Origin of the sequence: Emticicia sp. W12TSBA100-4, from assembly GCF_040253585.1 — a bacterium.
GTDB lineage: Bacteria > Bacteroidota > Bacteroidia > Cytophagales > Spirosomataceae > Emticicia.
This window is the reverse complement of the sequence record NZ_JBELAU010000004.1, coordinates 333,926-351,127: the sequence shown is the minus strand read 5'-3', so window position 1 is coordinate 351,127 and position 17,202 is coordinate 333,926. Positions and strand designations below refer to the sequence as shown.

Below are 17,202 nucleotides of genomic sequence, written 5' to 3'. Positions count from 1 at the left end.
ATTTCGCAGCTTAAGATTTTATTAATCATTCAATATTAAGAGAAAAGAAAAAGAATTGATTCGCAATAAAATTATTGCAAACCAATTCTACACTAAAATTTTGGCTAATACCCAAATCAATTTACTCCACCTTCAAACTCTTCACAGGGTTCATCAAAGCGGCTTTTAGGGTTTGAAAACCTACTAAAAATAAAACTACAATCATAAACAAAAGCCCAACCATAGCAAACGTAAACCACGTAATATCAACTCGATACGAGTAGTTTTCTAACCATTTTTGCATACCTATGAGCGTAAACGGTAATGAAATAGCAACCGCTATGAGCATCAAAACCAAAAATTCTTTCATAAACAAAAGCATAATACTCCAACTCGATGCACCAAGCACTTTTCTAATGCTTAATTCTTTGGTTCGCTTTACGATATTGAGTGAAACCACACCCAAAATTCCGAGTAAAACGATGATGATTGATAGCACAGTGGCTACTCGTGAGGCTTGTTTAAGCTGAATTTCGGACTTGTACAAAGTCTGAAGTGTATCATCAACAAAAGTGTATTCAAAAGGAGCATTAGGCATGAGTTGTCGCCATTTCGACTCGATGGCGGTCATTGATTCGCTCAAATTTTGTGTTTGGATTTTGAAGGATAAATAACGATAAAAATTATTGTCTCGCACGTGCATGAAAGCTATCGGTCCAATGGTTTTGTGCATCGACTCGAAATGAAAGTTTTTGCAGATACCAGCAATCGTAAAAACAACTGGCGAAGAGTGCATTCTAATCTTTTGTCCTAAAGCATTGGCTGGTGTTTTGAAACCCAAAGATTTTGCGGCTTCTTCATTCAAAACTATCTGATTTGGCTGAAAATTGCTATTTTTTGCTTGAAAGAACTGGCCTTCGAGCTGCGGAATTTGGTAAGTTTCGGCATATTTTTCGTCGGTTACGAGCGTGGGCGTATATACTGCGAGGGTAGAGTCTTGTCCCATTTTGTAGATGCCGCTACTAAAGCCAAACGAACCATCGGGGATAATATACGATAAACTCACTTGTCTTACTTCTTTCAGCTTTGCCATTTCGTTGCGAATAGTTTCCATTTTTTCGACGCCCGCTGGCGACCAATCTCGTGGAACTTTTATCGAAAAAACGGAGGCTTTGTTATAACCTAAATCTTTATCGAAAAAGTAATTGACTTGCTTTGAAATCACGGCCGCTCCACCAAACACAAAAAGTGCCACCGCAAACTGAGAAACAATGAGCATTCGGCGAAAAAAAACATTTTCTTTGACTGATTTTAGCTTACCTTTCATCGAATCGACTGAGGGTAAAGTAGCCAACACAAAAGCAGGATATGCTCCTGATAATAAACCAATTATGAGAGCCAACACGAATGCAGCAAAGAAGAAAATCGGAGGTGCGGCAACTATCGAAATGATTTCTTTTTGTAAGATTTTTTCAAAGGAAGTGCGTAGAATTTGGTAGAAAATCAGCGAAATAAATAGGCTGAAAACCGAAATAATGATTGATTCGGCCAAAAACTGACGTAAAACTTGCTGTTTGCTGCTACCAAGCATTTTTCGGACACCAATTTCTTTGAGTCGGGAAGAAGATGCTCCGATAGAAATATTCACAAAATTAACAATCGACATCAGCAATATAAACAAACCCACGAGCGAAAGCGTACAGATGGTTTTCTTTACGACTCCGTTGTTGGCTTCTCGATATACATCTTTGAGTGGAACTAAATAAACAGTCAGATTTTCGCTGATTTCGCTTGGCACGTTGGCAGCAATCAATTTGGCCAAAGGCTTTTCTAAATCTTCTTTCCGAACACCTTTTTGAAGTTCGAGATAATTGACAATGTAAGGATTATTCCAAGAATTATACTGCGTTCGACCGAAGAAGTTGGCGTTGTTGAACGACATCAAAATTGGTTGTTCTTTGCCCGAATTTGTAAGATTTGTTATCGAATTATGGCGTAATTTGTCCAAAACGCCCGTAATCATAAATTCTTGTTTACTTCCAGAAAATGATTCAACCGTGAGCGAATTACCCACGACATCAAGATTTCCGAAGAATTTGATGGCTTGTTCAGAGGAAATAACCATCGAATTAGGTTGTTTGAGAGCCGTGCGAGAATCGCCATGCAAGAGAGCGAAACCGTACATATCCAGCATCGTAGAATCGCCCAACTGAACACTTTCACGGAAAACTTTATCGCCTTTCGAGACAACCGTCGTAACGCCATCGAATCGGTAAAAGTTAGCCACCAAGTTGGGGTAATTTTCTTTCATTGCTTGCCCCAAAGCTCCCAACGTAGCAATCTCAACTCCCATGTTTTCTTTCTTCCACTTACTCTGAATCATGTATTGGTTTTCTACATTTTTCAAAGTGGAATTGACGTTCAATTCGCCCCAAACATAGCTACCAATGAGCAATGCAAAGGTGATTCCAACCGATAGGCCAAAGATGGTTATTGCTGAGTAAAACTTGCGTTTGGCGAGGTTACGCCAAGCTATTTTTAGGTAGTTTCTTAACATTTTCGTAGCGTATTAGAATGAAAATATTAATTTACGGTGTTATCGTGAAACTACTGTTTTGTTTAACCATTTTTAACATTTTGGGGGCAATGGCTGTAACAAAAATTCGCAATAATTAATCATCAAACTTTACTCTGCCCTCAAACTCTTCACAGGATTCAAACTGGCTGCTCGCATGGCGTAATAGCCAATGGTGAAGGTAGCAATAGCCAATATCGAAATAAAAAATACGCCCATCAGACCCGCATTCAGACCTGCGTAATAAGTAAATAATTTATCCAAAGCCCAGCTTTCGGCAAGGCCAATTGGAATGGCAATAATGCCCGCCCAAATGAGCAATTTCATAAAACTCCACGACAAAATTTTCACAATTTCCCAAACCGATGCCCCCATTACCTTACGAATTCCGATTTCTTTGATACGTTTTTCGGTGCTATACGTAACCATTCCCAATAAGCCCATGACGGCAATTACGATGATTACAAGTGCTGCCATGCCCATCATTTTCATATCTTCGGCGGGGTAATAACGCTCGTAGAGTTCTTGTTCAAACCACGAATAGCCCATTTGCTGATAAGGATAGTGTTTCTTCCAAATCCTTTGCATTTCGGTCAGAAATGTTTCTTTGGAGGCCTGAGCATTTGTTCGGATTGCCATTACAGCAAACTGAGCAGGATTATATTGAAAAACTACAGGTTGTTTTTCAAATTGATAATTGAAATGGCAAAAATCTTTGACAACCCCCACAATTTGCGATGCCGTAGCCGAATTATTCAAAAAAACAGCTTTGCCAATGGCCTCTTGTGGTGTACCTGTACCTAAACGCAGCCTTTCGACGGCACGCTCATTGAGCAAAACAAAGTTTGTAGCCGAGTCGGACTTAGAAACTGGTAAATTGTTTCCTGCCAAAATCGTTAGCTGCATATTGTCAATAAAATTGGCATCGGCAGCATAATAATACGAAGCTATATTTTCGTCTTTGGGTTTTGATTTGATGGCATATTCGGTCGAGATTCCGCCAAAAGGCACAGAAACCATTCCTATTTTTTCGACATTTTTATTGGCCGAAATTTCATCTACCAACAAGGCATAGTTTTTATCGGCAAGTGAAATATTAAAAATGCCTTTTCGATTAAAATTATCATTTTCGGTAGCCATATACTTAAACTGATTGTAGAAATGCCCCATGAAAAAGATAAAACCCAACGAAACCACAAACTGTATGACTATCAATACTTTACGAAAGCCTATTTTGCCAAATGTTGCTGGCAAAATGTTGCCTTTAAGCACTTTTACAGGCTGAAAACTTGATAAAATCCATGCTGGTAAACTGCCTGCCAAAACGCCCACAAAGAGCGTAAAGGCAATAAAAATACACCAAATGAGCGTTTGATTTTCTACTTCCCAAGTTACCCAACTGATATGAATAGATGATTTCAGGATTTGTAAAATTACAACCCCAACTAAGAGTGAGAAAAAGGCAATCAGGATTGCTTCGGCAATAAATTGAAGTATTAATTGGCTTCGTAAAGCTCCCATAACTTTACGCACGCCCACTTCTTTCGAGCGGCTCAACGACCTTGCCAACGTAAGATTGGTATAATTGAAACCCGCCAAAAGCAAAATCATAAACGGAATACTAAAATTGAAGTAAATATCCTGTAAATCTTCTACATATGGATTATAGCGGAGGTCTTCGGTATTGGGCGAAATATCGGCCAAGGCTTGCTTACGGAAACTATTGGTCTTTTTGGCTGCTGAAAGAAAAGTATTAGTTTTCTTCGAGATTTCTACCAAAGCCAAATCTAAGGCTTGTGGTTGAGCATTCGAGGCCAATTTGACAAATGTATGAGTTTCTAATTTTGCCCATGAACTTGGTTTTAGTTGGTCGGCGTTGAATTTTTCGAAAGTAGCCATTGATACCATCACATCACTACGAAACTGCGTACCTCTCTTGAATGGCATTAAAACCCCTGTAATTTTAAAAGAACCATAGGTTGGGTGTGTCAAGAATTGTCCGATTGGATTGGAATCATTAAAAAACTTTTGGGCAGTTTCTTGGCTCAAAATCAAGCTATTAGGATCGGTAGGAATAGAACCTTTGGCCAAACGAAAACCAAATATTTCAAAAAAAGTTGGTTCAACATAAATCGTGTTTACATGAATATTCTTCAGTCGATTGTTTAACTCCCAGCCAAACTGACGCACAACTTTGGTGGCTTTTTCGACCGAAGTATAATTATTCCGCAAATTATCGGCCAACAGATAAGGCGATGAAGCATAATGCGACACACCATTTTCATTGCTTTTTTCGTCGGTAATGATTCTGTAAATTTTATCAGAATTTGGGTGGAAATTATCAAACTCAAACGAGCCTTGCAGTTGCATCAAAGCCATGAGGGCAAATGGAATAGCCAAGCCCAAACCCATGATGTTAATGAATGAAAAAAGCTTGTTTTTCCAGAGATTTCTGAATGCTATTTTTAAGTAATTGCGTATCATAATTTTATCGTTTTTGGGCCAAAACCACCAATCCTCGGTCGGTGCCTTTTTCCATATAATCTTTGTACATATAAATCAACTCAAGCCCGTTTTCTTCGAGCAATTCTTTGATTTTTTCTTTCGGAATGGCACTGTAATAAAACTCCTCTCCCATCATCGGGTTGGTGTGTTCATCGTCAACATCGCCATGCGTAAAGAGCAAATAGCCACCCGAATGGAGCATTTGAGCTACTTTTGGGTAAATCAACTCTTGACTTTTTTTGGGAAAATGAAAGAACGAATCCCAAGCTAAAATGCCATCGAAGGTTTCTTGTGGCTGGAAATCAAAAAAATCGGAAACAACAAACCGAGCATTCGGAATTTGGTGCGAAAGAGCGATTTCTATCATTTTTTCGGCCACATCAATTCCCGTAACAAGAAGTTCTTTTTCGGCTAAAAAACGTGCTACTGGTACGCCAGTTCCACAACCTACATCCAAAACTTTTGCTTGTGGATGTAGCTTTTCGGCAAAATCAATAATGAGCTGACTAACAAACGATTCGTTGCGGTAGTCTGCCCAAATATTGGCTATTTTATTGTAGGAATCTCTATTCACTTTTCAGACTTTTTACGGGGTTCATCAAGGCCGCTTTTACAGCTTGATAACTCACTGTCAATAAGGCAATTATCACAGCTACGCAACCCGCCAGTGCGAAGATTTGCCAACCAATATCAATGCGATACTCAAAATCTGTAAGCCATTTATCCATTGCGTAATAGGCTATTGGTGAGGCGATTACGATAGCGATTGCCACCAAAATCAAAAACTCTTTTGATAGCAACATCACCAGACTCGGAATACTCGCACCCAACACTTTACGGATACCAATTTCTTTGGTACGTCGGGAAATCATCATGATAGCAATCGCAAATAAGCCCATGCACGAAAGTACAATTGCCAATACTGCCGCACTCATAATTATTTGCGAAAAACGCTCTTCTTTTTTATACTGATTGTTGGTATTTTCGTCTAAAAATGAGCCTTGAAACTCAGATTTTGGAGCAATTTCTTTGAAAGTTTTCGCCAATAAATCCATTGTTTCTTTTGGTGCAGCATTGGGTGCTATTTTTACGAATACATAATTATATCCAAAATCGTTTTGCAAGAAGAAGGTCATTGACTTGATTTTATTTTTAAGCGACTCGAAGTGATAATCTTTCACAACCCCCACGATTGTTCGACCTAAACTATCACCCAGTGGAATATTTTTGCCGATGGCAGCGGCTACCGTAGGCTTATTGAAACCCAACTCTTTGGCCATTGTTTCGTTAATGACTATACTGCGTGATTTATCAGAAGGAAATTCACGGGCAAAATCTCGACCAGTTTCCAAAGTCAAACCCAGCGTTTTTATATAATCATAATCAACATTTAAGCCATTCGTATGGTAGGTTTTTCCTTCCAATTCAAAACCATAACCCGACTGCGACATCGAATTATCTTTTCCTCTACCTACATTAATATCTGCCCCAGTTATACTGATAATTTGTGGTTGATTAGCCAATTTATTACGCATGAAATCAAGCACTTTGGTGCCTTGATTTCCATGCCCAACAGGAATACTTATCACTTGTGTTTCGTCGAAGCCCAAAGGTTTATTTCGCAAGAAATCTATCTGATTCCAGATAATTATCGTGCTGCTAATCAGCATAATAGCTATGCTAAACTGTACGATAATGAGTGTATTCCGTAGGCCGCCCGATTTGGTGTTTACTTTCAGTTTACCCTTCAAAACTTCAATGATATTAAACTTCGATACCACTAAAGCAGGATAACCACCCGCAATGAGCGTAATGCCCAGAAAACTGGTAATCAATACGAGAGCCGTAGCTGGATTTAATAAACTTTGCAATGAAATAGTGCTGCGGAAAAGGCTATTATAAGTCGGCATCGTAAGTGTTGCCAACAAGCTACCAATAACAAATCCGATGATACAAAGAATGAAGGCTTCACCCCAAAACTGCCCCAAAATCTGGTTTTTGACAGCTCCGAGTGCCTTACGCATCCCCACTTCCTTCGCTCTTTCAAGCGAACGGGCAATGGACAAATTAATGAAATTGATGCAGGCAATTAACACAACCAAAATACTGATAATCAACAACATATATGGATACATTTTATCCATCACCAACAAGCCTCCTGTGTGTTTCATAAAGTGTTCATCAAGTAAAGGCATAGTTCTGATACTATAAACCTCGGCACGCTCATCGGGTTTGCCACCTTCTTTTTTGATTTGGTCAATTGTACTTTTGTAGTATTTTTGTGTAAAAGGCTTTAGTTTTTTCTCGAAAGTTTCTTGGCTGATATTTTCGGCCAACTGAATATACAAATGATGATTTTGATTGTTCCATTCTTCTTTATTTTCTTGGTAAGAAGGATTGTTCTCAAAACGAATCATCATTTCACTTTCGATTGTCGAATTTTCGGGGGCATTTGCAATTACCCCTGCCACTATAAAAGCTTCTATTTTCTCACCAAAATTCAGATTTATTGTTTGTCCAAGCGGCTCACTGCTACCGAATAACTTTTCGGCAGTTGATTGATTGATTACGATACTTCGCAAATCGTTTAAAGCCGAATTTGGATTTCCTTTGAGCATTTCAAACGAAAACATTCTCAGAAAATCAGCATCAACATAATTGAGGGATTGGTCTAAGGTTTTATCGCCCTGCACCACCTGCACACCACTATCCATGATGCGAGAAATATGCTTGATTTCTGGCTTAAAATCGGCTTTCAAAGCTGGGGTCAATGGTGCGGGCATTGATGTACCCATGCGTGTGCCATCGGCCAGATTCAGTTTAAAAAATACCTTATAAAGATGCTCTTTGTTGGCTTGAAAATCATCGAACGAAAGTTCAAATCGGGCAGTCAGAAATAGCAACATCGCACTTCCAAATGCGACAGAAAGCCCCACGATATTAATGAGAGCGTAAGCCTTGTTTTTCCAGAGATTGCGGAATGCGATTTTGAAGTAATTTCTTAGCATAGCTTTTTCATAATTTTAATAATAATTCACTAATCTTATGCCAAATTTTTAAATAGCTAATAATCAAATAATTACAATTGATTAAATGCAGAAGACTGTCCGAAAATGGACATTTTTTGTACGACTTTGGACAAGTGCTGCATTAGATTTACATTCATTATATATGAGTTTTAGCGGTCAATTTTCAGATAATATCTCTATTTATTTAGGAGTTACGCAAATTTTTTGAAAGAAGGTCATGGCTGAAGCCAATTAAGGTATTTAATTTTCCAACCCCAGACTTAAGTCTGGGGTTAAGCCATAAAAAGTAACTTAGGCTTCAGCCTTGACGTACGTTTAATCATAAAAAGATATTAAAAGAATAATATTTTTAAACGTGTCAAAAATACACTATATTTGAATTTTCAACTTTTAATTATATTTTATGTCAATAAAATTCAAAAAAACGAATAAAGCATTTTATATGCTTTGCCTTATGCTATTTTCAACGGTTGTGATAGCTCAAGATGGCACTATTTACCCATTAGAAACACCCAAAGAACCCAACGCAATTCCGCTCGGAACTGGCGGCGTTGAAAATCAACCAGCCTCTGAAACTTGGTTTAAGCAATGGGGAGACCCTATGGCACGTAACATTACTAAGGCTACACTTACACCATTTTTACCAGCACCTGGCAAGGCTAATGGTGCGGCAGTAATAGTAGCTCCTGGTGGTGGATTTAGTTGGTTATCTTTGGGAAATGAAGGCTGGGAAGTAGCCGAAGCACTTGCAAAGCAAGGGTTTGCAGCTTTTGTTTTGAAATACAGACTAAACCCAACACCAGAAAAACTGGAAGATTTTACGGCATGGATGAATCGTCCTCGTACACCAGCTCCTGCTGCTGACGCAAAACCTGCTGCTACTCCACCAGCACCGCAGCGTAACCTAAACAACCAATTGGAAGATGCTGAAGCGGCTTATGCCATGATTCTTAAAAGAGCTGACGAATGGGGAGTTGATACCAAAAGAATTGGTATGATTGGTTTTTCTGCGGGTGCAGGATTAACCATGCACGCTACGCTGAATTCTAAAACTATGAAATTGGCATTTATTGGACCAATTTATGGTGGAATGGGGCCAGTGGAAGTACCCAAAAATGCACCACCGATGTTTAATGTGATAGCTTCCGACGATTTTCTTTTCAGAGGTCAGTTTGGCGTTATTGACTCATGGTTCAAAGCGGGTATTCCCGTAGAATTTCACCTTTATCAAAATGGTGGACATGGTTTTGGTCTCGGTAATCCAAATCGTACCAGCAATAAGTGGTTCGATGCATTTATCCATTGGTTAGACGTGAACAAATTCATGGTGAAGCAATAACACTAAACAGTTAAAATTTGGTAGGATTCAGAACAGATTCTACCAAATTTTAATTGTTGATGTTGCAGGTATCCAACATTAATTACATCACTCCGTCTTCAAACTCTTGATAGGATTCATGGATGCTGCCTTAATGGCCTGATAACTTACCGAAACGACCGTGATGATAACTGCTAAAAGCCCCACAACCACAAAATACCACCATTGAATATCAATTCGGAATTTGAAATCTTGCAACCATTGGCTCATCAGATAATAGGCCGTCGGGAAAGCAATGAGCATCGAAAATAAGACCAATTTGATAAAATCTTTCGATAATAAACCTGTAATATTGGCCATTGTCGCTCCTAAAACTTTACGGATTCCGATTTCTTTGATACGTTGCTCGGCCACAAATGTTGCCAGTCCGAAAATTCCCAGACACGAAATAAAAATAGCCAGTATTGACGAAATACGATAAAGCAAACCCAACTGTTGTTCGGCTTTGTAGAAATCTTTGAGTTTATCTTCGTAGAATGTTCCGCCAAAAACTACTTCTGGAAAAACTTCATTATACACTTTCTCGATTTTCTGCACACTTGCCGATAAATTTCCTGACGATAGTTTTACGCCTCCTCGCCAATAGAATTTCGGCCCGATGGTTGTCAATAATGGAGCGATTTCATCTCGGGCAGAGCCAACCTGAAAATCTCGTACCACAGCCACGATTGGGTAAGGGTCCCAACCTCCAACTCGAATATTTTTCCCGATAGCTTCTTCGGGGTTTTTCACGCCCAATTTGCGGAGAAGCGTTTCATTGACTACTATTTTGCGGAGTGTATCGGTACTGCTATATGGCTGACCAGCAATGACTTTTATACCATAAGTATTGAAATAGTCACCATCGGCAAATTTCAAGTTTACATTAAAATCGGCATCTTTTGGCGAATTATCATAAGAAAAATTTGACTGCCAGTTATTATCAGACGAAGGTTCGTCATTCGATAAACTTACCGATTGTACTTCGGGAATCTGCTTGAGTTTTTCTTTGAAAGTCTGAAAACGGTTTTTGTATTCGGTATCAGTGCCAAACGTAAAAACGCCCTCTTTTTTATAACCAGTTTCCATTTTATCAATGAATCGCATCTGCTCGAAGTTGACTAACGTACCCAGCATCATGATGATTGCGATAGAAAACTGAAAAACAATTAGCCCCTGACGAAGCGAAAGCCCTTTTGTCCAGCCCACTTTTACTTTTTGTCTGAAAGCATCTAAAGGCGTAAATGACGAAAGCACCAATGATGGATAAATACCCGAAAGCACATTGATAGCAACAAAAATGGCAAACACAAATACCCAAAGCATCGGCTCAGAAAATGGCTGGGCAGCCAATGGATACTCGAACATGGTATTTAGTAACGGCAAAGACAAACGAGCAATCAATAAACCAATGCTTATAGCAATACCCACCAAAACCATCGTTTCGGTCATGAATTGCTTGATTAGCTGACCATTGGCCGAACCAAGTGTTTTTCGTACGCCAACTTCTTTGGCTCGTTTGCTTGCAATGGCCGTGCTGATATTAATGAAATTGATACAGGCCATGAAGATTATCAGTAGGCCTATCAGAGCAATACCTAAGATTTTCTTTTTCGATACGATTCGGTCGCTGTAATTACTGTATCGTTCATCGTAGTGCATATTCGAAATGGCACTGAGCGTATGCGTCTTTTTATCATTATCTTTTCTTGCTTCCCAGTGTTTCTTCGTAAAAACCTCCAGTTGCTGATTGGCTTGTTGTTCGGTGTAGTTTTCGGGTAAAACCACAAACAAATTATCCATGCTGCTTGTACTTCCCCAATCATCGAATCTTCCGAAACCAAAATTGGCCGAGTTGCTTCGCTTACTTGCGTACGAAAATACCAAATTGGCAGGCAAGTCAGTATTGAGCGGAATATCTTCCAATACGCCTACTACTTTTACTACTGTATTATTATTGTACTTTAAATATTGCCCAACGGCATCTTCGTATCTATTGAAATACTTTTCGGCGTATTTTCTTGAAAGAACCACTACGTTTGGTTCGGTCAGTACCTTGGGCGAGCCAACGAGCCATTTAAAATCAAAAACCTCGAAAAACTCAGGCCCAGCACAAATCCCTTGGTTGTCTTCGGTGTATTTGGTGCTGTTGGTATTGTTGTTAGGGTCTTTGCCGAGTACCGTAATTTGTGGTTCAAGCGTACCACAAACAGGTACGATTTTCTCAAACTGCGGAATCTCTTGTTTGATGGCATCTATCATGGCCAATGATATACCAGAAGTATAATCAACGTTGCCATCATTCATTGTTACTTGTCGCACCACACGGTAAGTTCGCTTGGCTTTTGCATGAAAACCATCAAAACTTAGTTCGTAGTGAATCAGTGTAAACAACAAAACGGCAGCAGCAACGCCCATAGCCAAACCAATAATATTGATTCCGCTATAAATTTTGTTTTTGAGAAGATTTCGGAGGGCAATTTTAAAATAATTTCTTAGCATAGCTTTTTCATAATTTATTATTGATTATCTAATGCTGTGCCAAAATTGTAAAATATTGACTATAAACTAATTACAAACGATTTAGAAAGTAAAAATGTCCGAAAACGGACATTTGCAGTACGTGTTCGGACATCAGAAATAATCACTATCAAAAAAGATTTTCAGGAAATGATTTGTGTTTTAGAATATTTTTATTCTACATTTGTAGAATAAAATACACAAACATAGAATATGCAATTATCAAAGTCAGAAGAACAACTCATGGAATATATATGGCAGCACGAAGAAATTTTCATGAAAGACCTGCTGGAAATGCTCCCCGAGCCTAAGCCTGCCCAAACCACCGTTGCCACGCTGCTGAAAAGAATGCAAGAAAAAGGATTTGTGGGTTATAAAACCTTTGGCAATTCTCGGCAGTACTACCCAATCATCAAAAAAGATGATTATTTTTCAAAACACGTCAATGGAATGATTCAAAATTTTTTTGGCAATTCTGCCTTACAGTTTGCTTCTTTTTTTACGGCAAATACCAATTTGTCGGCCACCGAGTTGGAAGATTTAAAGAAAATGATTGATGAACAAATCAAACAACAACAACAATGACAACTTACTTAATCAAAACGGTACTTTGTTCGGGTATCTTTTTGGCACTCTATGTATGGCTATTCGAGAACGAAAAAATGCACCAATTCAAGCGATTTTATTTACTTGGAAGTTTGGTGGTTTCGTTTTTGATTCCATTGATTGAAGTCGAAACACAACGCAGTATTTTGCCCACACAAATCATTGAAAATACCCTACAAATACCTGCTATTCAACAAGTTGAAAGTAACTCAACAAACATACAACCAATTCAACCCGCTACTAACTACTTTACAAAAGAAAACATTTTTTTGGCTATCTATGTACTTATTTCGGCAGTAATGGCAATTCGTTTTTTTAGAAATTTGCTACTCATATTTTTCAGAAAAAACAACCGTCAATTCATTGAATATCAAGGCATTAGAATAGCTTTAACAAACGATATTCAAACACCACACAGCTTTTTTTCTACTATTTTTCTGAATAAAAACGCCTATGAAAACGGCGAAGTTGCAAGCGAAATAATTGAACACGAATTGGCTCATATTCGGCAAAAACATTCGCTTGATATTTTGTTTTTTGAATTGCTGTTTTCCTTATTTTGGTTTAATCCATTTCTATTTTTTTACGGAAAACTCATTCGGCTGAATCATGAATTTTTGGCCGATGAAGCAGTTCTGAATAAGTATCAAAACCGAACAAAGTACCAATATTTGCTGCTAAATACCATCGGTTTAAATCTATCTACGCCACTCACAAGTCAATTTAATTATTCATACACAAAAAAACGTTTCAAGATGATGAACATGCAACCAAACAAGAAAAAAGCTATTGTGCTACAAGTAGCTATTCTGCCATTTTTAGTGATTATGTCGTTGATGTTTGGCAAAATCAGTTTTGCTCAACAAGCCAAAATCGGGCCGAAGGCAACTATTCATAGCCCAACTGATGCTTCACAAGCTATTGTGAGTGAATATGAGAAACTTGTGAATAAATATGTGAAAATTACTGAAAAAGGCTTTTTTCGGATAGACCAACCCAGCGAAACAGATAGAGCAAGATTAGAGACTCTTTTCTTGAGTATGAGCAAAGAACAACAAGAAAAACAAAAGTATATAATGATGCCCCCACTGCCACCATTTGAAAAAAATTCACCTACGGAAGCAGAATTTGAAGCTTATAAAAATGCAAAAATCTATGGAGTTTGGTTGAATGATAAGAAAATCAAAAATTCAGAATTGGACAAATACCAAGCATATCAAATTTTTCATGTTTTTGTCAGTAAACTTTACCCCAATGCTCAAAAAACCATTGGTTATAAGTATAAATATCAAGTTGATATGATGACCGAAAAGCATTATGAAGCATATAGAAAAGAACGACTGGCTGATAAAAAATATATGCTGATGCCGAATGGAATTGCAATTAAAAAGAAGTGATACAGGAAATATTGAGTATAGATATTTTCTTACAATATCTATACTCAAACGGCTCAGTCTTCAAGAATTTCACAGGATTTATCTATGCACCTTTTGTTAACTAATTCTTGGTTTCTGATGCTTAGAAACTTACTATATTCTGAAAACACCTTTAAAATTATTCTTTTGAATCTTTGATTAATACCCAATAATCATTGGCTTTTTTGATGCGGCTTGGAATATCTTTTGTCCATAATTCCTTGACTTTAGGGCTATAATTCAAATAAAGTTTTTCATCTACGATTGTCCAAGCACTGGGGTCGGTTGGTGATTTATGATTTTCGCTGACACCATAAGCACAAAAACCTCCATACTGCGGTGCATACTTTTCTGGATTTGCCTTAAACAAAGCCAAATTTGTGTCAGAGCTAAACTGCCATTTCGCATCTTTCCAATCGAAACTAAGTGTTTCTTTTCCTTTTACTGGCATATTATCCGTAAAATAAGCTACGGGGTCATAGCCATTGATGGCGACACCATTTTTTTGAAAAATTGTTTTTTCTTGAGCAAAAATACTTCCCGAAATAAAAACAAAGAGAATAACAAACTGACTGATTTTATTTTTCATGTTGAAGAATTAAAAATGTTTTACATGCCACAAAGTTGAGGTTTCTGGATAAATCGAATTGTCGGCTTTATGACACTTTACTAATCATTTATCAAAAACATTTCAACAAAGGCATGAAGCAACCATCTTCATAATGAAAGAATAAAAAGTAAGTTTGGAATATGAGAAAGAAAACAGAGCAAATACTATTTCATGAGAATACATTTGCGACAGCCTTCTTATAATTTGTATTTATTCTGTTTTTAATGATTTCACAGGGTTCATCAAAGCAGCTTTTATTGACTGATAACTCACTGTTAGTAAGGCAATTGTAACAATAAAGATACCTGATAACACAAAAATCCACCATTCGATTTCGACTTTGAATGCAAAACTATTGAGCCATTGGTTCATAAAATAGTAGGCAATCGGCGAGGAAATAATGATTGCTACGAATACCAACTTTAGAAAATCCTTCGAGAGTAAAAATGTGATGCTCGAAACGCTTGCCCCAAGTACTTTTCGGATACCGATTTCTTTGGTTCGCTGCGAAACCGTCAAGTTTACCAAACCCATTAGGCCTAAACACGAAATAAAAATAGTGAGCAATGCAAACGAAATTATGATGTTTCGGGTGATTTCTTCTCGTTTGTAAAGTTTGGCCAGTTCGTCATCGTAAAATGAATATTCAAATACTTCGTTCGGATAAATTCTGCTCCAAATTTCCTTCAATTCCGCAAGAACTTCGCTCGAATACTTGTTTAATCTGATAGCGGCAAAACGGTATCTTGCTTTCAACGAAAAAATAACGGTTGGCTCAATGGGCGTGTATAAATCTGCATTGTTGAAATCTGCCACTACGCCAACAATCACGCCTGTGCCATCGGCATCGCCCACCAGTAAGCTTTTATTTAAGATTGATTCGGGTGTTTTTAAGCCTAAATCTTTGACCAATTTTCGATTGACCAAAATTTCTCTTATCGTGTCAGAAGCCACGGGTTTTCGGCCAGTTAGAAGTTTGATTTGATAGGTATCCAAATAGCTTTCATCCGCAATTTTCGACCTTGCCACAAACTTCTCCCAATCACGATTTTCAAATTTTATCGTGCCACCCGAACCACCTTTTTCGGCCGAAGGAGCTCTTCGAGCAAACGAAACACTTTCAACAAACGGTTTCTGGGTTATTTGATTTCTGAGGGTTTCAAGATTCTCAGTATTGGGTACTTGGACATGAATTATCAAATCTTTGGTACTACCGATGTCTTTGTTATGAAGAAACCGAATTTGCCAAACCACCAAAATAGCAACTGCCACCAAAACGATTGCAACACTAAACTGACTGACTACCAAGCCTTTTCGGAGCGAAAGTCCAGTTTTTGAACTTTTGGTAATTCCTTTGAGTACGTGAATGGGATTATAACCCGAAACAATCAACGAAGGGTAAAGTCCTGCAACGATTATCGTAAAAATGATAAGAATCGGCAGGAAAAACAACATTTGTGTATCAAAAAACTGTCGGAAAGTAATATTGATATTCAGCCAATTATTGACCAATGGTGTAGCCAAATAGGCGAAAATAACTGCAAAAAACACCGCCCAAAGCGTAATTAAAGATACTTCAATGATAAACTGCCAGATAATCTGAGCTTGCGAACTCCCCAGCGTTTTTCGGACTCCGATTTCTTTGAAACGTTTGAAAGATTGAGCCGTGGAAAGATTAATGAAGTTGATACATGCCACCACAAGCAATAAAATTCCGATGGCAGAAAATAGATAAATGTTTGATTTTGAGATTTTTCCACCAAAATCTAAATCAAAATGCACATCCGAAAGTTCTTGTAGCTGAAAGCGATAATATTTTGACATTTCGCCATAATATTTCTTTGAAAATGCGGGCAATTGTGCTTCAAAAGCAGCCTTTGACGTATTTTCTTTGAGTCTAATGTAAGTTTCTCTTTGCTTCATGAACCACGCCCACTCGGTAAAACTATCATCGTTTACAATGGTTTTGAGCGTGGGTAAGGAAACAAAAACTTCGGTTTTGAGGTCGGTAGTTTCGGGAATGTCTTTTAAGATGCCGGCAACTTTTACGGGCGTTGTGTTATTAATTATCAGCACTTTGTTTATTGGGTTTACCTCACCAAAATATTTCTTGGCATATTTTTCGGTCAAAATAACGGTGTTGGGGGTATTCAATGCGGCAGATTGCCCACTAAGCCATTGATAATCAAATACTTTGAAGTAATCTGCCCCAATAAAAGCAGCAACTTCTTTTTCGAGGAATTTGGTCGAAGAGCCACTATTTGATGGAATACTGAGCGTAAGTTCTTGCTGACCAAGATAGGCGACATTTTCGACACTTGAAAAATCGTTTTTTAGTGCTTCGTGTAAAATATACGGACTTCCTTTTTCGTGTTCTACACTTCCATCATCTAAGTGCAAATTCATCACCACTCGGTAGATATTTTCGGCATTATGATGGTGCGAATCGGTCAGTAAATGAAACTTTATCAACTGAAAAATAACAAGGCTACCGAAGATACCCAACGATAGACCCAACACATTGATAAAAGTATAAACCTTGTTTTTGGAAAGATTCCGAACGGCGATTTTGAAGTAATTTTTAAGCATTGGTGGTAAGATTTTAA

General features: G+C 38.0%; 10 protein-coding genes. 3 read left to right on the top strand and 7 right to left on the bottom strand.

What is annotated here, in order from left to right; translation table 11 throughout:
• Positions 1 to 121: 121 nt before the first annotated feature.
• The 4 genes from ABR854_RS07115 to ABR854_RS07100 all read right to left on the bottom strand — a co-directional run bounded on the left by ABR854_RS07115 (position 122) and on the right by ABR854_RS07100 (position 8,067).
• Entirely contained in the window at positions 122 to 2,536 is a 2,415-nt protein-coding gene (locus ABR854_RS07115) for an ABC transporter permease (RefSeq protein WP_350264696.1), read from the bottom strand.
• Positions 2,537 to 2,665: 129 nt separating this feature from the next.
• Entirely contained in the window at positions 2,666 to 5,038 is a 2,373-nt protein-coding gene (locus tag ABR854_RS07110; RefSeq protein WP_350264695.1) for an ABC transporter permease, read from the bottom strand.
• A 4-nt stretch (positions 5,039 to 5,042) separates the two neighbouring features.
• Complete coding sequence (locus tag ABR854_RS07105; protein ID WP_350264694.1) at positions 5,043 to 5,633, bottom strand: class I SAM-dependent methyltransferase; 591 nt, start codon at positions 5,631 to 5,633, stop codon at positions 5,043 to 5,045.
• Positions 5,626 to 8,067: an ABC transporter permease gene (locus tag ABR854_RS07100; RefSeq protein ID WP_350264693.1), complete on the bottom strand. Its 2,442-nt coding sequence runs from the start codon at positions 8,065 to 8,067 to the stop codon at positions 5,626 to 5,628. Before ABR854_RS07100 ends, ABR854_RS07105 begins: the two co-directional genes overlap by 8 nt.
• 463 nt (positions 8,068 to 8,530) lie before the next feature.
• On the opposite strand from ABR854_RS07100, the gene ABR854_RS07095 reads away from it, so the two are divergent.
• Entirely contained in the window at positions 8,531 to 9,427 is an 897-nt protein-coding gene (locus tag ABR854_RS07095; protein ID WP_502881184.1) for an alpha/beta hydrolase, read from the top strand.
• A gap of 87 nt (positions 9,428 to 9,514) precedes the next feature.
• On the opposite strand, the gene ABR854_RS07090 is transcribed toward ABR854_RS07095, so the two are convergent.
• On the bottom strand, positions 9,515 to 11,947 hold the full coding sequence (locus ABR854_RS07090) for an ABC transporter permease (RefSeq protein WP_350264691.1): 2,433 nt from the start codon (positions 11,945 to 11,947) through the stop codon (positions 9,515 to 9,517).
• A gap of 231 nt (positions 11,948 to 12,178) precedes the next feature.
• Between ABR854_RS07090 and ABR854_RS07085 the strand changes: the two genes are divergently transcribed.
• Both ABR854_RS07085 and ABR854_RS07080 read left to right on the top strand, forming a co-directional pair.
• Positions 12,179 to 12,550 (top strand): BlaI/MecI/CopY family transcriptional regulator, encoded by a 372-nt coding sequence (locus ABR854_RS07085; RefSeq protein WP_350264690.1) that lies wholly within the window; start codon positions 12,179 to 12,181, stop codon positions 12,548 to 12,550.
• Positions 12,547 to 13,968 (top strand): M56 family metallopeptidase, encoded by a 1,422-nt coding sequence (locus ABR854_RS07080; RefSeq protein WP_350264689.1) that lies wholly within the window; start codon positions 12,547 to 12,549, stop codon positions 13,966 to 13,968. Before ABR854_RS07085 ends, ABR854_RS07080 begins: the two co-directional genes overlap by 4 nt.
• 157 nt (positions 13,969 to 14,125) lie before the next feature.
• On the opposite strand, the gene ABR854_RS07075 is transcribed toward ABR854_RS07080, so the two are convergent.
• Both ABR854_RS07075 and ABR854_RS07070 read right to left on the bottom strand, forming a co-directional pair.
• Complete coding sequence (locus ABR854_RS07075) at positions 14,126 to 14,575, bottom strand: YHS domain-containing (seleno)protein (RefSeq protein WP_350264688.1); 450 nt, start codon at positions 14,573 to 14,575, stop codon at positions 14,126 to 14,128.
• Between the two features lie 231 nt (positions 14,576 to 14,806).
• Positions 14,807 to 17,185 (bottom strand): ABC transporter permease, encoded by a 2,379-nt coding sequence (locus tag ABR854_RS07070; RefSeq protein WP_350264687.1) that lies wholly within the window; start codon positions 17,183 to 17,185, stop codon positions 14,807 to 14,809.
• Positions 17,186 to 17,202: the final 17 nt, after the last annotated feature.